We start from the raw sequence: 20222 nt of genomic DNA on the forward strand, positions 1-20222 counted from the left end.
CCATCTCTTAAGGCGTCCTTTGGGCGCCTTTTCTTTTTATCGGGACCGTAGAGGGCTGACCTATTCCGCGAGCACACGGGTCGACGGAAAAGCCACCTCGACCAGGGTGCCTTCGCCCGGTGTCGAATTGATGGTGAACCGGGCACGGTTGGCTTCCACCATCGCTTTGGTCAACGGCAGTCCAAGCCCGGTCCCGTCGCCGCGTCCGCGCTTCAGGGCGTTGATCTGCTTGAACGGCTTCAGCGCCTGCTCGATCTCGGCATGGCTCATGCCGATGCCGGTGTCGCGCACCCGCATGACGACGTCGCCCGACGTCTCATAGGCGGTCGAGACGATCACCTGGCCGCCGGCCTGGGTGTAGCGGATGGCATTCGACAGGATGTTGAGCGCGATCTGGCGCACGCTGCGCAGGTCCGCCACCACTTCCGGCAGCCGCGAAGCGAAGCTGGAGCGGATGATGACCCGTTCGCGGTTGGCCTGCGGCTGCATCATCGCCACCGTTTCGGCCAGCGTGTCGTTGAGCGACACCGCCTCATAGGCCATCTCCTGCTGGCCAGCCTCGATCTTGGAGATGTCGAGCAGGTCGTTGACCAGGTCGAGCACATGATTGCCCGAGCGGTTGATGTCGCGCAGATAGTCGCGGTAGCGGTCGTTGGCGACAGGTCCGAATTTCTCGTCGACCATCAATTCCGAAAAACCGATGATGGCATTGAGCGGGGTGCGGATCTCGTGGCTGATGCGGGCCAGAAAATCGGTCTTCTGCGAGGACGCGCGCTCGGCCACCGCACGTGCCTGCGTCAAGTCCTCTTCGGCCCGCTTCCACTGCGTGATGTCGCGAACGACGGCGCAGAAGCCGCTGTCGTTGGGCAGCCGGCCGATGGTCATGAACAGCGGAATGAAGCGTCCTTGCGATTCGCGCCCGATCACCTCGCGGCCGTCGTTCATGACACTCGCCACGCCGGGCTCGGACAGCCCATTGAGATAGTCGCGTGCCGCGCGCTGGCTTTCAATCGCAAACAGCGAGGCGAACGGCTTGCCGGTCACATCGTCGCTGTCGAAGCCGAACAGCGCTTCGGCCGGCCGGCTGATCGATCGGATGGTGCCGTCACGGCCGATCAGCACGACGCCGTCGGTGGCGGTGTCGATAATGGTGCGCATCTCGGCGATGCGCGCCTTGAGCTCGGAAATGTCCGGCTGCGTCTGCTCGTCCCCAACCACATGCAGGCTCGCCGGCGCATCATCCTCGCCGGAGCGTCGCACGACCAGCATCAGCGCCTTGCCGTCGCGCCAGGGAACCGAGCGCAAAATGGCCTCGATCGGGAATTCCTGTCCATCACGCGTCTTCAGCCGCAGCGCGCGATCGGTGCCGTCGGAAACGCCGTCATCGGCGTAGGGGTCGGCAAACAACGCGCCGAGGCCGCCGGCATCCGCCAGATCGTCAAGCGCCTCGTAGCCGGTCAGGCTGAGGAATTCCTCATTCGCATAGTGCAACTGGTCCCCGGAATGGATGAGCAGCGGCACGGGCAGCTTGCCGAGCAGCGACGTGTCCGGAGCCTTGTGCTCATCTCCGGCGGAAAACGCCGACGGTACGAACCCTTCGGCCTTGAGCGGCGGCACCTGCAGGCGAGGGCGCTCGACGCGTATTTCCGCCGCGTCGCCGCCTGCATTGACGGTTTCCTCGGCAACCGCCTGCTCGTCGGGCGGCGCGGCTTCCTCGTCGGGCTGCGCCCAATCCTCACTGTCTTCGGCATCGCGAAAATCTGCTGACGTCATGCTGCCGTCATCGAGGCCATCATGTGTCGCGTCAGTGGCTTCAGGCTCTTCGCCGGGCGAAACGGCAGCGGTGTTCTCTGGTTCCGCCGCCACGGGGCCACGTTCGTCATCTTGGCCGGCATAGTCGAGCAACGAGCCCGTCACATTCATCCCAGGGGGGGCTTCACGAGCCGCTTCGTCCGCGTGACCGTCAAGCCGTACCAGATCCCGCTCGTCTTCGGCATCGACATCGGGTGGCTCGACCGGTTCGTTCTCTGGCCCTGACGCAGGGATGACGCCGCTGTGCATCGGGTCGTCGGACGGCTTGACCGGAGCCTCGGCCTCCGCTGTCGACGCCTCCGCAGTCTCAGCCTCAGGCGGCTCGACCGGAGCACTATCCTTCTTCAGCCGCTCGCCGATTTCGCGGAACGCGCTGCGTTCCAGGGTCGACAGACCCTTGTCATTGGCTGGCTGGCGGTGTTCGGCGAGCCGGATCACCTTGTCGGCAAAGCGCCGCTCCTGTTTCGGCACGATAGTCAACGCCGGCACCTCGCCCTTGAACGGATCCGATGCCTGCGTGTCCTCGGCCTTGGGCTCCTCAGCGTTCGGCTGTTCGGGTGCGGGTTGGATGGCTTGTGGTTCCGGCGTTGCCGGCGCCTGGCTATTGGGCACCAGCGCCATGCCGATGGCCTCCGGATCGACGACCGCGTCGCTGGCGCGGGCGACGCCGAAGCCGCGGAAACCCTCGAAGGCGCGGCTGCGGCCATAGACAGGCAGCGCCGCCAGGTCGACCGGTATCTTCAGGTCGGTGCCGACGACCGGCCACAGCACGGAGCGCCCGGACCAGGTATCGCGCCGTTCGAGAAGCCCCGATATCTCGCCGGAGGGGTCGAGGCCGAATGTAGCGGCGACATCCCTGAAGCGGCGGCCGATCACGGCGGCCGCCGGCTTGCCGACGATGTCGGCGAATTCCGGCGACAGCGCGCTGAACTTGCCTTCGGCATCGGTGCGCCAGACGAAACGCACCGGCGCCGCGGCGCGGTCCATCGCCGAGACGGTCGCCGGCGTGGCCGCGGAAGTGGACTGGATTTCCAGGGCCGCCGGTTCGGCCGGAGCTTCAGGTCCGGGCGCGGCGGGTCGCGGCGCCTGTTGCCCTCCGTCCTCGCCGGCGTTGAAGTACCAATGGTCGTGCTGCGCCGGCGTGCGCTCCAATGCCGGCTGATCGCTATTGGCCGCTGTCGGCGTCTGTAAGGTCGCGTCGGCGATCGCATGCGGCCGCGATCCGGCGACGTCCTCGGTCGGCAACGCGGCGCCTGGTTCGTCGGTCGGTGTCTGGCGACCCTGTTCCGGCTGGGAAGCCGCATCGCCAGCAGGTGCCCCCTCGGCAATGGTTTGTGTAGGATGTTCGCCCGCGGGGGCGGTGTCGTCGAGCTGGTCCTCGTCGATCACCACCAGCAGATGCCGCTCCTCGGTCAATCTTGCCAGCCCAGCCGGATAGGAGGCCGTGCCGCCGGGGACAAGGCGCTTGACGATGCGGTCGCTCTCGGCTGCGACGTCGGCAACCAGTGCCGCCAGCGTCTCCGGCAGGATGCCCAGTGCCGAAAATCCCTCCGAGGCCGCCTCGACGCTGCCCCTGGCATCGACAAAGGCGATGAAATGACCATCCTCGGTGAAGCCGCTAATGGCGCGCGCGGCGATTTCGCTGGCATTGCGTGACCCGGTCTGAGCCGCCGGGACTGCCAGCATGATCGCCTTTTCGGCGTCCGGCATGGTCACCGCACTGGCCAGGAAGCCGACGGCGCGGCTGGTCATTCCGGTCGCCAGCCGCACCATGATGGCGCGGTCACTGCCAATCTCGGGAAATCCGCTGGTCGCCATGATCTGGCGCCTGGCGATTACGGGCAACTGCGCCGAGGCGCCGATGATCGCCTCGATGTCGGGATACCCGAACATCGCGGCTCCTGGCCCGTTGGCCCAGATCACCTGCTCCAGATCCGCCGACAGGATCGCGATCGCGTCGCCTGCCGCAAAGCGCTGGCGGACCGCGTCGAGCACGGCGACATCGAGGAAGGAGTATTCGGACGGCATGCGCTTGGCGGACCTCACGGAGCGGCGATTTTTCAGTTAACGCTTTGTTAATAAAAGCCGGAGGCGCGAAGGTCCACAAGCCAGAACGTGCAAAGGCCGGAATCTGGGCTCTTGGTTAACGGCCCAAAGAAATTTATGGTGCACTGCAACAAAGATATTGCAATGCACAAAATTTGCCTTTATATTGCCATCATACATGAACGAGACGGCTTTCTGTCAAAGCCGCTGCCGCTGAAAAGGATGGAAAATGTCCAGGACCAAGACCGCCGAGACGATCGAAAACGTTGAATTCCCGAGCTTCGACGCTTCCAAGGCCACCGACCAGATCCGCGCTTTCGCCGAAAAGGGCGTTGAGCAGTCGAAAGAGGCCTACGCCAAGCTGAAGACCGGCGCCGAGGAGACCCAGAAGGCTCTGGAGTCGACCTACGAGACCGCCAAGACCGTTTCCAACGACCTGTCGCTCAAGACCATCTCCGCTTTGCGTGCCAATGCCGAGGCCGGTTTTTCCCACCTCGAGGCCCTGATCGGCGCCAAGTCGCTGTCGGAAGTCGTCGAGCTGCAGACCGCCTTCCTGCGCAAGCGCGTCGAATCGACCGTCGAGCAGGCCAAGGACTTCCAGGCCGTTGCCTCCAAGGCGGCCGAGGACGTCTCCAAGCCGATCAAGACCGCCTTCGAGAAGGCGATGAAGGAAATCAAGGTTGCCTAACATTTGCGCATGATCGGAAGATGCAACAAAAGGTCGCATTTTCTTAAAAACGATCGGGTGTATGATGGCAGCCATCAAGGAATACCCGGTGAGTGGAACCTCCTCCCTCTGCTCCCCGGGGTGACCAGCCAGCACCTCCTCCCGCTGGCTCGTAACAGGAAAAGGCCGGCACCTCCTCCCGCCGGCCTTTTTCTTTGTCCGGCGCCTGGTCTTCTTGCCAGGCAAATGCCGCGTCGATGTGGGGAAGTGACCTTTGCTTTCCAAAAGCCTTGAATTAGAATCCATAAGCCCGTAAGGACGCATCGCCGAACGACAGAGCGGGCGGATGAGTTTCTGTTTCGATCCGCTCGGGCAACGTGCCGTTGTAGCTCAGATGGTTAGAGCGCCGGATTGTGGATCCGGAGGTCGCTGGTTCGATCCCAGCCAACGGTACCATCGGTTTTCCAGTAAGTAATTGAATTTATTGTAAAAGTTTACCTTTGGGACATAATTTGTATCACAGTAGGTCTCACAATGTGTATCACAAATAGGAACTGGGTGCGCTCGGAAGCGACGCGAAGTGATTGATACCAAAAAGCTTTTTTGCGACACGCGATGATCATTGTCGGAAACCGCAGGATTCTTGGCGAAGAAAATCGAACCGGAAAGGCTTCGGTGGACCGCTTCCCGTCCACCGTGGGAGCCGATGGATGGCATCAGGCGCACCCGTCGTTGGATTGGGACTTGGCGGGTGCGTCGGATCCAGACAGCCATGCCGGCGCCGTTTTACACTCATTGCGGATGGCTCGGCTCTGAGGTAATTTAGATCCTGATCGGATGGGAAAGTGCCTGCTGTCGCGACGGTTTTTTGTTTTCTGTTCCTGTCTCGGCTGATTGTGAGCTCTTTAACAGCCTTGATACCGCAACCTTGGGGGCTTGTGGTCATCAGGTAGCGACGGTGGAAACAGGCCATGCTCCGACTTTGCGGATTCATCGCGGTCTTCTTCGTAGCGGCCCTTACGACCTTCGATGCGTCGGCCGATCGACGGGTCGCCCTGGTGATCGGCAATTCCGACTACCGGCAATTCCCGGCGCTGAAGAACCCGGTCAAGGATGCCGAGGACGTCTCCAAGACGTTTCGACTGGCAGGGTTCGAAGTTTTCGTTGCAAGCAATCTCACCAAGCTGCAGTTCGAAGAGCAGTTCCGCAATTATCTTGCCGCGATCGATGGCGCCGACCTCGCCGTCGTCTACTATTCCGGTCACGGTTTCCAGATCGGCGGCGAAAACTTCCTGATTCCCGTCGATGCCTCGTTGAAGCAGGCGGCGGACATCGAGGTCCAGGCCATCAAGCTCAACGATGTCCTGGAACAGATGCGTTCGAAATCGAAGATCCAGGTGATCGTCCTCGATGCCTGCCGCAACAATCCGTTCCCGCGCAAGAATTACTGGCTGAGAGACCAGCTTATCACCTCCGGCAACGCCGGGCTCGCGCAGGTCAGAAGCTCGCTGAACACGCTCATTGCCTTTGCCACCGAGCCTGGGGCGGCGGCCTATGACGGCAGCGGCGACCTCAGTCCGTTTTCGGCGGCGTTTTCCCGTCGCGCGCTGGCCCCGAACCAGGAGATCCGCACGGTCATGGCGGCGGTGCGCCGGGATGTGGTGGAGGCAACAAAAGGCCTGCAGGTTCCCTGGGAGAACTCGTCGCTGATCGACGAAGTGGTGCTGATGCGCCGCAGCAACCGCCCCTCGCTGCCGCCGGTGCTGGAGAAAATCGTGTTGTCGGGAGTGGGCCCAGTCGATCTCGGCCTGCCGGAACCGGTCGATGTCGACGGCGGAACGATCACCGTGAGCATCGAGAGACCACCTGCTCTCGGCCGCCTCATGCTGGACGGCGAACCTGTCGAGGTTGGCGAACCGATCCAGGGCAAGGACCTGCCGCGTTTGCAGATGGATGTGCCCAAGGGGGTCGACGCGCAGGACGAGGTGGATATGCTGGCCTACGCCACGCATGACAATTGGGGCGGTCAAAGCCAGGGCATCCTGGTGTTCCGGGTCAAAAGCGGCGAAGGCGCCCATGGCGAACAGGTCATGGCCTCGCTCGCGGCCGAGCAAAAGCAACAGGTGGTGGAGCGCGGCATTCATATCACAGGTGCCGCCGAGGCGATCGAAAACCGTGACATTGATGTTCCCGTTGGCGTGGGCCCGGTTGCGCTTAACCTGGATTTCCCGACCGACGATCCCGCGGTCAGTCTCAAAGTTTCGGCATATCCCGCGACAGGAACCCTTTCGCTCCCCGACAGAACCCTGTCACCTCAGTCCAGCCTGATGGCCGCTGAAGTCGACCGCCTGCGCTACGAACCTCAGATCGGCGTAGCCGCGCCGGTCGAGGTCGGCTTCGAAATCCGTGCGGACAGCAGTTCGTCCAAGCCCGCCACGATGAAACTGTCGCCAACCGTCGATCCGTGCGACTCCGCCGCCGGCGAGCCTCTGGACCTGCAAGGCGTCGTTCCCGGCCTGCTGCCGAACGAAATCGGCGCCGGCGCCGTGGAGGTTTGCGAAGCCGCTGTGAAGGCTTATCCCGATGTCCCACGCTTCCGCTACGAACTGGGGCGCGCGCTGCTCGCAACTGGCAAGGTCGAGGAAGCGAAGACAGCCATCGAGGAGGCCGCCAAGAAGGGACATGTGCGTGCTGTGTTCGAACTCGGCTACATGTATGCGACGGGAACCGGTCTGGTCATCGACCGCACGCAGGCCAACGCGCTTTACGCCGCGGCATCCGACAAGGGCGATCCCTACGGCATGACGTCGTGGGGCCGCGCCTTGTTCAATGGCTATGGCGTCAAGCCTGATACCGCCAAAGGTCTGGACCTGCTGCTCAAGGCGGCCGCGATGGGGCACACCTATGCCATGAACGATCTCGCCGCGATCTTCACGGAAGGCCGCAACGGCGTGACCGCCGACCCGGCCCGTGCAGTTGCCTTCCTGGAGGCCGGCGTCCAGCGACAGGACATGTATTCTATGAACCTTCTCGGCCGTAACTACCTGGCCGGCGTGGGTGTCGAAAAGGACCCCAAGCAGGCGCAGGGGCTATTCCAGAAGGCTATGGATCTGGGCCAGCCCTACGCTCCGGCCAGCCTTGCGCGCATGTACCGGGATGGCGTTGGTGTCGAGCAAAACCTCGACGAAGCGCAAAGACTGTTCGAGTTGGCCACGGCACGCGGCGATCAGTCCGGCGCATATGATCGCGCAGCGCTCGAAATGCAGAAGGGCGCCAATGCCGACCAGACGATAGCGGTGCGCTATCTGGCCTTTGCGGTCGCGCTTGATCTTCGCAAGGAATTGCCGGGTGCCCAGACGACGCTGACGAAATTCGAAGTGAAGACGAAAACGGCCGCGCTCAAGCAATTGCGTGGCGAACTCAAGTCGAAGATCCCGGCGAAGGGCTCGCTTGACGACCAACTGGTCAATGCGGCCAGAGCGGTCTGGGAGCAAGCCAATCCGCGTCGGGACTTGTTTTGATCAGTGAGGAGGCAATCGTGGGCAGGGCAGTGAAGCAGGCATTGATCGCCACAGTTCTATCCGGCGCTCTGGTGGCAGTAGCGGGCTGCATGTCCGTTGCGCCCGCGCCCAAGGCCGAACCGACGGTGACGACGACAAAGCACAGGCCGAAGCTCATTCGCACGACGACCACGCCAAAGATCACCAGGCAGAAGAAGGCTATCGCCAAGAAACTCGTCGAACCGACTGAGGAAACCGCACCTGTCGTCGTTCCACCTTTGGGCGGCGGCAATGGCGGCACCGGTGGCACTGGTGGCGGAGGCGGCGGCTGGGGATAATGCTAACAGCAGGTCAGGGTTTCGCGGCACCGCTCGCCGAGGCCGCCTGCCACCATTTGACACGCCAACTCTGCCCCCGGACCTTGACCGGAAGACCGGCTGCAACTGCTCGCCAACCAGCCGCAAGTGCTCTATGCTCTCGCCAGGTGTCGTGTCGATACGGTGGTCCTGGTCAGGGGGCGTTCCATGTTCGAAGTCGTCGCATTCTGGTGGAAGACGAGGCTGAAAGGCCCCGCCACACGAGGTCTTGGCCTGATCGTCGCGCTTTCCGGCTTGCTGCTACTCGCATCGCAAGCCGCCAACGCAGCGCCGAACTGGACGCTTGATCCCACGGCTTCGGTGATCACCTACCAGTCGGTGAAGAAAAACACGATCGTCGAGACAAACAAGATCAGGAACATCACCGGCACGCTCAGCTCGGCGGGTGATGCCAAGGTCACCTTCGACCTCAATTCGGTCGATACCGGCGTCGACCTGCGCAATGTCCGCATGCGCTTCCTGTTTTTCGAGACATTCAAATACCCGACGGCCGAGCTGACGGCCAATGTGGATCCCGCCGCATTCGCCGATCTCGCGACAAAACGCAGGGTGAAGTCGACGCTGCCTTTCCGTCTCAATCTGCACGGCGTCGACAAGGACCTCGAGGCCAGCATCGTCGTCACCATGATCAGTGACGACATGGTCTCCGTTGCTTCGGAAGCTCCCGTCGCGGTTCACGTGGAGGATTTCGGCTTGCTGCCGAACGTGGACAAACTCCAGCAGGCGGCCAACGTCACCAACATCGTGCCCACCGCGTCGGTGTCGTTCGATTTCGTCTTCACCGCCGACGGCAGCAAGCCCGCTGCAACCCAGACCGCCGCGGCGAGTTCGACCGATGTAGGTCCCGTTGCCACCGACGCCGCCAAGGCGAACTTCAGCGATGAGGAATGCTTGAACAGGTTTGCCGTGCTCTCACGCACCGGCGCCATCTACTTCCGGCCGGCCAGCACGCGGCTCGATGCGAAAAGCCGCCCATTGCTGACGGAGGTCGAAGGTGTCGTTGGCAAATGCCCAAGCCTGAAGGTCGAGATCTCCGGCTATACCGATTCCGATGGATCGCCGGACGCAAACAAGCAGTTGTCGGAGCGGCGCGCCCACGCGGTTGCCGACGCCTTGATTGCCGAGGGTATTCCGCGCAATCAGGTCAGCGCCGCCGGCTATGGCGAGGAGCGGCCGGTTGCCGCCAACGATACGCCGAAGAACAAGGCGCTCAATCGGCGGATCGAGTTTTCCGCCACCAAGCCCGTGAACTGAGGTTCCGGTGAGGTCCGATCTGATCGCCTGTTGCGGTGGCCTCTTTCGTGCCGCCGGGCTTGCCGCGCTTGCCTTGCTTTTGACTGTAACAGCCGCCAGTGCCGAGCGCCGCATCGCGCTGGTTCTGGGCAATTCCCAGTACCAGCACGCGGCGCCGCTCGCCAATCCGGTGCGCGACGCCCAGGCCATGGCCGAACGCTTGAAGAAACTCGATTTTGAGGTCGTTTCCGGCTTCGACCTGACCAAGCTGCAGACACAGGCGACGATCGTGCAGTTCGCGAAACAGGTGCGCGGTGCCGACATCGCGCTGTTTTTCTATGCCGGCCACGGCCTGCAGGTTTCGGGCAAGAACTATCTGCTTCCAGTCGACGCTGCGCTGGAAGATGAAACCTCCGTCGACTTCGAAGCCGTGTCGGTTGATTTCGTTTTGCGCCAGATGTCGCGAGAGACCAGCATCAGTCTGGTGTTTCTCGACGCTTGCCGCGACAATCCCCTCGCCGAGGTGCTGGCCAAGACCGCGGGCGTCAACGGCGCCAGCAGCGGCCTTGCCGAGATCCCGGTAGAGAATGGTGGCACCGGCACGCTCGTCGCTTTCGCCGCCAGTCCCAATCAACTTGCCTATGACGGGTCGGGCGAACATTCGCCTTTCACCTCGGCGCTCCTCAAGCGTATCGGCGAATCCAACGTCTCCATCACCGACGCCATGAACAGGGTCACCAGCGACGTCTTCAAGGCAACCTCCGGCAAGCAGCGTCCCTGGATCAACGTTTCGCTGAAAACGGATGTCGTTCTGCACAAGGTCGATCTCAATGCGCCGTTGATCGTGGGCGAGGCGAGCGCACCTCCAACCGAAGGCGGCTCCGACGCAAGCAACACCGGCGCTGCAGGCGCATCAGGCCAAAGTGACGACCAGCTTGCGCTCGATGTGCTGCGTCAGAAGATCCCCAGGCTGGCTTCGGACGATCCGATCTTTTTCGACCATCCGATCGATTTCGGTGATCCGGCAATCGATGGCAAGAGCATCGCCCAGCTGATCAAGGGCAAACCCCTGTTCAGCCCGGTGGAGGGATTGGACAAGTCGGTATGGGAGGACAAACATTGCGACGGCTGCCATGAATGGGACGAGGCACGGCTATGCGAACAGGCGAAAAATTTCGCCACCAACGATGCTTCTGTTTTGCGCCTGCAACATCCACTTGGAACGCGCTTCAAGGTGGCGCTTGCCAAATGGGCTCAAGGTGGCTGCAAGTAAGCATCCGCCGATTGGCGCAGGGCCTCGACCTCGGCCATCTGGATGCCCATTTCGACAAACGCGGAAAGAACGGCAAAGCGGTCCACCAGTGCGACACGCGCCAGCCCGGCCAGAACACCCGCATTGATTGCATGGGCGGCAGGAAACGGCTGCAAGGCCGATGGTGCTTCTGCGCCGACAACAGATCCGACAATAAAGGAACCATTGTCACGCCATCCCGCCGCCCGGGCAATCCAGGCTCCCGGCGTTGTTGGCGGCGTTGCCTCTGCCTGGCTCACCGCGGGGCGATGGCTGTCCGGTTCACCGACCCAGTCGCGAACATAGGCGAGCAACTCGTGATCAGTTCCATCGAGCAACTCGCTCAGATGGCTCAGGCATTCATGCGCCCACCAGACCGCAGCCCGGTCGGGAAGCAGGTAGGCACAGAACGTGATCGCCTCTTCGGGAACGCGCCCGGCGAGCAGGTCGCGGCAAAACTCGATCGATTGCTGTTCGGTTGGAAGGGCTCTCATGTCCCGGGCAATAGCGGGACAAGCCATGAAGAGATCCTGTGCCGTTTTGAATCGGAGCTCATTGGCCATGACCGCCACGCCTTCATCGAGAAGCTCCAACCACTCAAGCCCCAGGCGCGGCGCGGGTCAAGTCTCAACCGGTGACGCTGCAACAACTGCCGGCACCGCCGCATCCCCTGGCGTTTATCGACAGACAATTGCCCCGGAATTTGGTATGATCACCACCATCGAAATCGGATGCTCAAACAGGAGTAACCGCTATGCAGTGGGGCAGTTCAGCCTTGGTGTTGGCAGTCGTGTTTTTCTCGACTCACGCTTCCGCCGACCCTGTTCAGAAATCAGAAGACATCGTGAAGTTTTTTGCCGGCGCCGCCGACCTCGGCAAGTCGCGAGGAATTTGTGTAGGAACCGAGGAAGAGTGCAAGAGCAAGACCAAGGCAAAAGACGCGCCGGCCGAAAAATCCAGCCTCGATATGCTGATCAATTTCGGGTTGGATTCGGCCGAACTCGACGCGACAGCGCGCAGTGAACTCGACGAGTTCGCCAAGGCCCTGAAGGACAGGCGGCTGAGCACATTCAACTTCGTTGTCGAAGGCTACACCGATGCCACCGGCACGGTCCACTACAACGAGGGCCTGTCGCAACGGCGAGCGCAATCGGTGGCAGCCTTCCTGACGGCCAATGGTGTCGAGGCCGCCCGCATCAACCCGATCGGCATGGGCGAAAAGAATCCGCGCAGCCCCAACCCGTACGATCCGGCTAACCGCCGCGTGGAAATGCGGATAAAGACGCAATAGCACCTACCGCGTGCCACTGTTCCAGGAACGCCGGCGGTCAGTTCTTGAGCACGCCGCCCACAGCCACACCGGTGCCGAAGATCAGCGCCTTGGTGAGGAAGTCGTTGTTATCCCGGGGCGGCGGAAGATCATCATCCTGCCGCACCACTGTGTCCCGGTTGCGCCGCTTCTGAACGACCTGCTGTTGTTTGCGGGGTTTCTGTGCCACCGGTCTCTGCGTGCGGACCTTCTTTACCACCTGTTTTTTCGGCTGCGTCGCACGGGCCTGATCGGCAGCATATCTGGCGCGCACGGTTTCCATCATCGGATCAGTCTGGATCACGAGGAATGCAAGTTGCTCGCGTGTCAGATAGCTGGTCTGCGGCAGGCCGTTCTCCACCTGCCAGATACCGATCGCCTGGCGGGTCTGTGGGCCTATGTTTCCGTCGACGCGGCCAAGCTCGTTGCCCAACGCTTCGATGCGCAATTGCAAGTCGATGCGACCCTGGCGGTCGAGGCCAATGGCATTTTCCGTCAACTCGGTGCCCGGTGTTTGCTTCACCTCGTCGGGGACGCCGACCGAGGTGCGCACTGCGGAGCCGGAACTGGCGTTCGCCTGGTCCGTATCGAGTGCCGCGACCTGCCGGTTCTGGGCTTCCGGGTCGTTCAATTCGTCGATGTTCAGCCGCGCCACCGTGGCGAAGCGGCCGTTTGGGAACTGCTCGAGATAGGCCTCGTAGAACGGCACCGAGTTGCGCTTGGAGGCTTCATCCCAGAGCCGCTGCTCGACTTCCCAGGAAGGCGGGTCACCAACCACCAGCGTGGGGGCGGTTGCCGCCCCGGCATTGGCAGGCTGTGCTTCAGGCGCCGCCACGACAACGGGTTTTCCAATGAAGACCTCGCGCCCCAGCGACGCGTTGTGCCAAGGCCTCTGGCGACCTTGCGTCGTCTCGGTCACTTCGCCGCGCACGCGCGTCAGCGCGCTCTGGATCTCAATGCCGGGTTCGGTCAGGTGCCTGGCGAGCGCCGTGGAGTAAGGGCTGTTGACGCCGTTGCCGTCGAAAGCGATGGCGCCCGGATCCGTTGCATAGGCGATCAGGATGCCGCCCGTGCCTACGCCGTCCGATCTTGCTTCGATCGGTGCCAGACCGGACCCCAACGAACGCGACTTCGGCAGCGAGGCGGCCAACGTCCTGGCGAGTGGATTGTCGCGGCAGGCATCGAGTATGATGACGCCGACCGCCGGATCAGGCGGCAGCGCCGCCAGGAAGTCTTCGACCTGAATGGTGCGGGTCTTGAGATAGGCCGGCGACGTCAACTCGGCGTCGACCGGTATCAGGAAATTCTTGCCGTCGACCTGCATGCCGTGCCCGGCATAAAAGATGACGGCGAGGTCGGCATCGTAAGACTGCTCTGTGAACCGGCTGATGAGGCTGTGCATGCCGGCATTGTCCTGATCCATCCCCTCGATCACCTCGAAGCCGGCATTGCGCAGCGTGGAGGCGATGAGGTGCGCGTCGTTGGCGGGGTTGGGCAAAGCGACAGCATGAACATACTTGCTGTTGCCGATGACCAGTGCGACGCGCTTGGCGTCGGGCGCGGCTGCCTCAGCGCTGAACGCGGCAAGGATAAAAAGGAGAAATCCGCTCAGAAATACGATGAACGCTTTCATGGACCAGCCCTCCGCCCAGCAGGGCGCACTGTTGATGTCTGCGCATGCTCAATTTCGTCAGCGACAATGTCGCTTATGCCAAAATGGCTCTTGGGCGTATGTGATCCTGACCACGGTCTTGGTTCACAAAGGACCCGAAAAAAGTTGTCCATAGTAACACTTTGCAGCCGGAACACCAATGGTCTGACGGTGAACTCATGAACCGCGAGGGCAGGTTCAAAGGGTATTCTGAAGCGAGCTTATGACGGCCGTGATGGCTTGCTTGTATTCTTCGAACTCTGGCGACGTCTGGCGCACTTCCGTCGTGGTCGATACCGGTTGGCCTGCGCCGGTCCCCGCGGGGCTGAGCTTTCGGCCCATTTTCCTTTCGGCCCAGTCCACGACATAGCCGGCGGTCTTGCCGGTGAGGAACGGGTTGGCCTGAATGACGGCCGACCCGAGCACGGCGCTCAATTGCGCCGAACTCGACGCCGACAATACCTGATGGGCGCCTTCCATGCCCAGGAAATGGCAGAGATAGAGCCGGCCGGCTGTGATCTGGTGGCCTCGCGCCCGAAGATAGGCTTCACCCTCGCGCGCAAGATTGCGCACCATCTCGCGCGAGATCGTGTAGTCGTAGCGCAGAGCAAGGAGATCCGCATTTGAAAGTGTGCGCGCCAGTTCGGGACGGTAGGTGTTCATCATCCTGATCCAGGTCTTCGATATGAATTGGCCGGCACCGGTTGCTGAAGAAAGCGGGTTCTTGGCGCGGGCGCTGCCACCACTTTCGACATGAACGATACGGTCGGTCAGTGTTTCGACAGCAGGATCGCTCGTTGCGACCGCGGCGGTCACCGTGCCCAGCGGGTCGATCGCCCCGCCATTCTGATAGAGTTCGAAATGCAGATGCGGCCCGGTCGACAGGCCGGTGGTGCCGATATAGCCAATGATGTCGCCGGCCTTCACCTTTGTGCCGACACCGCTTGCTATCGCGAATTTCTGCATATGCGCGTAGCGCGTCTCGCGTCCGTTGGCATGCGCAATCTTCACCAGGTTGCCATAACCGCCGCCGTCGCCCTGGAAGGTGACCTCGCCGTCGAAAGCGGCCGCGATCGGCGTACCCACCGGAGCCGCCCAATCGACGCCCTTGTGGATGCGAACCACGCCCAGAATTGGGTGCTTGCGTGGACCGAAGGTGGACGTCATGACCCCGTTGACCGGCGTGACCATGCCGTTGATGACCGTCAGCGAGCGGATCTGATCGTCGCCGGTAACGCATGCAAACTGACCGTCGCTCTGCTGGAAGACGAAGCATTCGAAGCTCTTTTCAGCACCCTGCACGCCGACATACAGCACGCGTCCGTCGGTCTCGCCCTTGCCGCGCGGCGTTTGTGAATAGATCAGGACAAGGCGCTGGTCCTCGCTGGCGAAGGCGTCCAGGTCCCGTCCTCTCGATAGGTACATGATCGCTTCGCCGATCACGCCGGTCGGAACTTTGTTGCGCGCCGCCGTCGAATAGATTGCGTCGAGCAGGCGATATTGCCGCTTGTGCGTGCCTTCTTCCGGTGCACCCGAATAGTTGAACAGATCTTCGCGGACCCAGGGATCGACACCCGATACGAATGCACCCGCGGCGTTGCGCGTCAGCGTGCCGACAAAGACGCTCTTGGCGTAGATCGACACCTGCATGAGCGACATTGTTGTCGTCTCGCGCGTCGGCCTGAAACCACGCATGGCGACGACATAACCCGGTTCCAGGCCTTCCCGGTTGAAAAGCGCCTTCAGCGCTTCGCCCGCCCGCCTGGCGTCCTCGACGGAGAAATGCGCATCGAGCGCAACGCTGTCCAGGCTGCGGTCGTTGAGGATTTTCACGAACGTGTCTTCGGTCGCCTCGAACCGCTGATACTCATTCGTGACGGTTGCGACACTCGTGTTGTTTTCGATCTGTGTCTTCTGGAATGCGGGCAAAGCTGCTTCGCCTGCATCGATTGTTTCACCCCAGCCGGCTTCGGGATCGTCGGTGCCCATCTGCTGCCCCGAAGCAGCCGGAGCCTCGTTGGGGGCAGGCGAGGGCTGAAGATCGTTCTGCAGATCCCCCGCCGGCGGCTGAAGATCGTCCTGCAGATCGTTGGACGGCGGCGGGGCGGTCTGCCGTTGCGCCTGGAAGAATGCGAAGTCTTCCTGCGTCGACGGTATCGTCGTCATGAATTTTTCGCTGGCGCTGAGCATCACATCCGACAGGATTTCGATCTGCGGAGAAATCCCGGCCTGATCGAGATCCGCCGGCTTCGCGATCGAACGGCCCCTCGACGTGGCGTCGGCGTCGGGGGCAAGGGTGATCCACATTGGGTCCCCGGCAAGGTCGATAATGGCAGGCACATAGACCGATGCATCGGCCGGCACGTCGTCCACCCCTTCGACCGCGTGAAGCTCTTCGTCTTCGTCGCCGAACGACCAATAATCGGCGGTGAGGTAGAAGCCCACGGCGATCGACAGCATGATGATCGCGGCAAGACCGGCAAGCAGCCGGCGCCAGAGCCTGCGTCTGCGAAGCGCAAGGCGCGCCTGCTTCTTCTGCCTGAAGCTCGTGTCGATAGTGTGCGTCACGGGCTGTTTCCGGTCAGGAAGAACGTCCACCGCGCCTGTTCGAGCGTATCGACTTCGAGAAATTGCGCCGCGATATGGCCGCGTTGCCAGCATTCGTCGATGCCGCGGGTCGAGAAACGCCTTCGCTCGATGCACATTTCGGTCGATCCCGTCAGGATCGCGTGGCCGAAGACGTCCGTTGCGTAGATGTAGATGTAGCGGTTGGTCAGTTCCTCGCGAATGACATTCACGCACTGATTGGCGCCGATGGTCCACCAGCCGTCTGTCTGATCGGCATTGTCGACCTTCTGGCCGACTGCGAGATTGACGACGTCGAGTGTCTGATTGCAGACCGTGAATTCGGCTCGCGCTTCGCCGGATGACAGCACAGCCAGCAGCGCGGCGCCCGCGATGACCGCAAGCTTCATGTGGCCCGCCAAGGCGAGCAGGGCGCGAACCGGTTCACACTGCTTTATGGGCAGGTCGGCAGACGAGTGGGGCAAACACGAGCAGCGTTCCATCGGGCGCCCATGCTATCCGCCGAGCCGGAAATACTTGGCAGTGGCTGAGAACTGAGATCCGTTGGTCTCGATTTCCTCGAGAATTTTGGGTAGCAGCGCCGAGGCTGGCGTCGGCGCCGAGAATGCGGCCGCCTCAATATCCTGGGGTCCCGTGATCACCATTATGATCTGCGGCACGGCCTTTCCAGCGGCCTTGTCGGCGGCGCCGAGGCCAATCGGGATGCTGAAGGTGGCTTTGTCCGACTGTGCGACGATGCGATCGTCGAGATTAAACACCATGCCCTTGTGATCGATCAGCAACACGCTGGAAATGAGCCCGCCACGCGTCACCAGCGTGCCGCTGATCGGCGTACCGTTCGGCACCGACGTCCGGTCGAGAACAAGCTGCGGCTTGTCGGCCGCGGTCTGTCCCAGAAAGCGCAGAAAATTGGTGACTTCGCACTGGCTCGGCTCAATGAGGCGGACGCTGATGTCGGGCTCCACATGGAATTTCGCCTGGAAATCGCCCAGCATGCGTTCGAATGGCTGGACCGCTGTTCCAAATCCTTCGATCGCGGCTGCGGTGTCGGTTGGCGAATTCATGGTCGCATAGAAACAGTCGCCGCCGCCGAAGTCGCGAACCCAGGAGACTCGTTGCGCGATGTCGTCCACGGCCGGAGGAATGGCCGGTTTGGGTACGTTCAACGCGACGACAGGTTGGTCCGGCTGCTTGGCCGCCGGTGGCACAGTCTTTTGGCTCTCGGCGTTCGCGGCATCCGTCTGGCTTGCAGTGGGTTTGGGCGCCGGCCCGGCAACCTTGGGTTCTGCCGGCTGGCTGATCTGCGGCTCCGGTTTGGGCTTTGGGCTCTCCACAAACTCTGGCTGGGCCGGCGGTGTCTTTTCGGATGGCTGCTGCGCGTCCGTTGCCGATGACTCCGGGGGGCCCGCGGTTTGCGCGGGGACAGTGGGCTTGGCCGGCTCCGGCGTTTGCACTGCCTTGGCATCTGCCTGGCTTCCAGCCGGCGGCACGCCCGCCTCTGATTGCGGTTGCGCTTCCATTGCCGGCGGTTTCTCAGATTCCTCGGTCTGCGAAGGGAGTTCGGCGGGCTTGGCCGGCTGCGGCTTTTGAGCCGCCGAGGCATCTGGCTGGTTTTCAGCCGGCGGTACGCTGGCCTCCGGCTGCACGGGCGGAACTGGCTTTGCCGGCTCAGGGGCGTTCGCGACTTTGTCCGTGAGGGTCGGCGCCGAAGTTTCCGGTGTAGGCTTTGACGGTTCGGGCGCGGAAAGCGATGTCTTGCCGGCAATCGGCGTTGCCGGCGTCATGAAGCCGCTCAGATACAGGCCCGCGCCTGAGGCGACAGCTAGTGTCGCCAGGGCAGCGATCGCGATAGTTGGGGTCTTTGTGGATTTCTTGGGCATATCCGCAGTGACCGCGCGCGGAGGGCCGGCGACCGGCGAAGGCAGCGGTTCGGACAAATGCGCGGGCCGGACATGCGGGACGAAGCGCTGCTCGCCCGGGCCCGTTGCCGTCGGCGCGTTGCGTCCCGCGACATTGGATGCCTGGCCGCCCTTGGGATCAGGAGTAAGGGTTTGCCCGGCTGGCCGGTTGCGGGGTGTGATGGACGTCGGCGGCGTTGTTCCTTCGTCTTCGCCACGCGTCATCCTGGCGATATCAGCCATGCTGACCGGCCGGTCTCGCGGATCCGGTTGCAGCATGGCTTCGACAATGTCACGAAAATCGTCGTCGATATCAGAGAGGTCAGGCACGGCCCGGCGCTTTTCGATGATCTCGAACTGCGATCCGCTCATGTCGATCGGTTTCCCGCGCAGAGCGGCAGCCAGCACCAGCCCAAGGCTGTAAATGTCGGACTGTTCACTGACGTCGCCGCTGTACAGCCCGAGCTGTTCGGGCGAAACGTAGTTGTACTTTCCCGCGAACTTCCCGCCGATCAGTGTCTCCCCGCCCACGGTCGCCGATCGCGCTATACCGAAATCGATGATCTTTGCGCGGTCGACCCGGCCCCCCGGCAGGATGATATTGTCCGGCGAGAGGTCGCGATGGATTGCTCCCGCTTGATGCACGGCGCTCAGGCCGGATGCGAGGCGATGGCAGAGCTTGCGCACCTCATCCGTCGGCATCGGACCACGTCGCATGATGTCGTACAGCGACTCGCCGTCGACGAATTCCATGGCAAGGTAGGGACGGCCGATCCCGGGATCGATGGTGAAGACGTGGTATCGCACGACCGCATCATGCGACAGGTGGTTGAGGATCGAGGCCTCCTTGCGGAACAAGGACAAGATCGTCTGGTCACGGGCAAATTCGGGCAGCACGATCTTGATCGCGACATGGTCGCCGGTCTGGATGTTGTGGCCGCGATAGACCTCGCCCATGCCGCCGAATGCGATCCGTTCGTCAAGTTCGTAGATGCCGCTGAGCTGCGTACCGACAGCGGTGTTGGCCACTTGCGGCGATATTCGCGTCTTGTCATCGGCGCTCATCAGCCTCGGCCCTCCGCTCTGGACAGATCAGGGTGGAGCGATTGTCCATTGCGCCCGTTCCCAATCTTAACCAGCACAATGGTGACATTGTCCGTTCCGCCTCGCGCCAGAACCGTTTCCAGCAGGTTTTCTCCGGCCGCCTGAGGTGTAGCCGACACGACGGCGGCCTCGATCTCGGGGTCGGTGACATGTGCCGTCAGCCCATCGGTGGCCAGCACGAAAATGTCTCCCGGCATCAGTTCGCCCTGCTGGAAATCGATGACGAAGTCGTCACTGACCCCGATCGCATGTGTGATGACATTGCGGCGTGGCCAGGTGAGCGCCTCGACCGCGCTGATCATGCCTCGATCCAAGAGTTCCTGCACTTCGGTGTGGTCTTTCGAAATCTGCGAGATCGCGGCGTTGCGGATCAGATAAACCCGGCTGTCGCCCGCCCACAGGCAGGCAAATCGTCCGTCCATCGCCAACAGGGCGGCGACCGTGGAGCCGATGGTGATGCCGCGCGATTCCGATATGCTGCGGATTTCGGCATTGGCCCGGCTCAGCCTGTCCTCGAAGCGGGCCCGAAGATCGGGTGCCGAGCTCGCGATGCCGATTGTTGACAGATGATCGACGATACTGGCGGAAGCGACCTCTCCGGCGTCATGTCCACCCATTCCGTCGGCTACCACCCAGAGGCCAGTTTGTGGCTCGACTAGATAGCTGTCTTCATTGAGCTCACGGACACAGCCTTTGTGGCTCACGCCGAAGCTTTCGATGGAAAGGGCGACAGTATTCAAATTGCCAC

13 protein-coding genes and 1 tRNA gene are annotated in these 20222 nt (G+C 62.2%); 7 read left to right on the forward strand and 7 right to left on the reverse strand.

All coding sequences use genetic code 11. The features are described 5' to 3' along the window. Positions 1–60: 60 nt before the first annotated feature. Complete coding sequence (locus NKI99_RS04665; protein WP_352610101.1) at positions 61–3840, reverse strand: PAS domain S-box protein; 3780 nt, start codon at positions 3838–3840, stop codon at positions 61–63. Between the two features lie 247 nt (positions 3841–4087). Here NKI99_RS04665 and NKI99_RS04670 point away from each other — a divergent pair, with 247 nt between their 5' ends. The 6 genes from NKI99_RS04670 (at position 4088) to NKI99_RS04695 (ending at position 10908) form a co-directional block, all read left to right on the forward strand. Continuing rightward, complete coding sequence (locus NKI99_RS04670; protein WP_013530255.1) at positions 4088–4546, forward strand: phasin; 459 nt, start codon at positions 4088–4090, stop codon at positions 4544–4546. 358 nt (positions 4547–4904) lie between these two features. Continuing rightward, a tRNA-His gene (locus NKI99_RS04675) sits at positions 4905–4981 on the forward strand. Positions 4982–5496: 515 nt separating this feature from the next. Continuing rightward, positions 5497–8046, forward strand: coding sequence for a caspase family protein (locus tag NKI99_RS04680; protein WP_023809172.1), 2550 nt, complete (start codon positions 5497–5499; stop codon positions 8044–8046). 17 nt (positions 8047–8063) lie between these two features. Beyond that, the gene (locus NKI99_RS04685; protein ID WP_245273064.1) at positions 8064–8363 is read left to right on the forward strand and encodes a hypothetical protein; all 300 of its coding nucleotides are present in this window, start codon (positions 8064–8066) and stop codon (positions 8361–8363) included. 186 nt (positions 8364–8549) lie between these two features. Continuing rightward, positions 8550–9656, forward strand: a complete 1107-nt coding sequence (locus NKI99_RS04690; RefSeq protein ID WP_352609935.1) for an OmpA family protein — start codon at positions 8550–8552, stop codon at positions 9654–9656. A gap of 7 nt (positions 9657–9663) precedes the next feature. After that, positions 9664–10908, forward strand: coding sequence for a caspase family protein (locus tag NKI99_RS04695; protein ID WP_352440785.1), 1245 nt, complete (start codon positions 9664–9666; stop codon positions 10906–10908). On the opposite strand, the gene NKI99_RS04700 is transcribed toward NKI99_RS04695, so the two are convergent. After that, positions 10890–11519 carry a DUF6931 family protein gene (locus tag NKI99_RS04700; RefSeq protein ID WP_352609936.1) on the reverse strand — a complete coding sequence of 210 codons (630 nt, stop codon included), beginning with the start codon at positions 11517–11519 and terminating at the stop codon, positions 10890–10892. The two genes, NKI99_RS04695 and NKI99_RS04700, sit on opposite strands and share 19 nt — an antisense overlap. A gap of 161 nt (positions 11520–11680) precedes the next feature. Between NKI99_RS04700 and NKI99_RS04705 the strand changes: the two genes are divergently transcribed. Continuing rightward, a complete protein-coding gene (locus NKI99_RS04705) occupies positions 11681–12217 on the forward strand; it encodes an OmpA family protein (protein ID WP_127321072.1) in 537 nt (178 codons plus the stop codon). A gap of 37 nt (positions 12218–12254) precedes the next feature. On the opposite strand, the gene NKI99_RS04710 is transcribed toward NKI99_RS04705, so the two are convergent. The 5 genes from NKI99_RS04710 to NKI99_RS04730 all read right to left on the reverse strand — a co-directional run bounded on the left by NKI99_RS04710 (position 12255) and on the right by NKI99_RS04730 (position 20214). Continuing rightward, positions 12255–13868: a caspase family protein gene (locus tag NKI99_RS04710; RefSeq protein WP_023809167.1), complete on the reverse strand. Its 1614-nt coding sequence runs from the start codon at positions 13866–13868 to the stop codon at positions 12255–12257. A gap of 216 nt (positions 13869–14084) precedes the next feature. Then, a complete protein-coding gene (locus NKI99_RS04715) occupies positions 14085–16454 on the reverse strand; it encodes a M23 family metallopeptidase (RefSeq protein WP_023809166.1) in 2370 nt (789 codons plus the stop codon). Further along, positions 16451–16861, reverse strand: a complete 411-nt coding sequence (locus NKI99_RS04720; protein WP_023809165.1) for a DUF1036 domain-containing protein — start codon at positions 16859–16861, stop codon at positions 16451–16453. Before NKI99_RS04720 ends, NKI99_RS04715 begins: the two co-directional genes overlap by 4 nt. Positions 16862–16966: 105 nt before the next feature. Next, on the reverse strand, positions 16967–19435 hold the full coding sequence (locus NKI99_RS04725) for a serine/threonine-protein kinase (RefSeq protein ID WP_352609937.1): 2469 nt from the start codon (positions 19433–19435) through the stop codon (positions 16967–16969). Then, the gene (locus tag NKI99_RS04730) at positions 19435–20214 is read right to left on the reverse strand and encodes a PP2C family protein-serine/threonine phosphatase (protein ID WP_023809163.1); all 780 of its coding nucleotides are present in this window, start codon (positions 20212–20214) and stop codon (positions 19435–19437) included. The genes NKI99_RS04725 and NKI99_RS04730 overlap by 1 nt, the downstream gene beginning before the upstream one ends. Positions 20215–20222: the final 8 nt, after the last annotated feature.

The organism is Mesorhizobium sp. M0239 (assembly GCF_040321815.1).
Classification (GTDB): Bacteria; Pseudomonadota; Alphaproteobacteria; order Rhizobiales; family Rhizobiaceae; genus Mesorhizobium.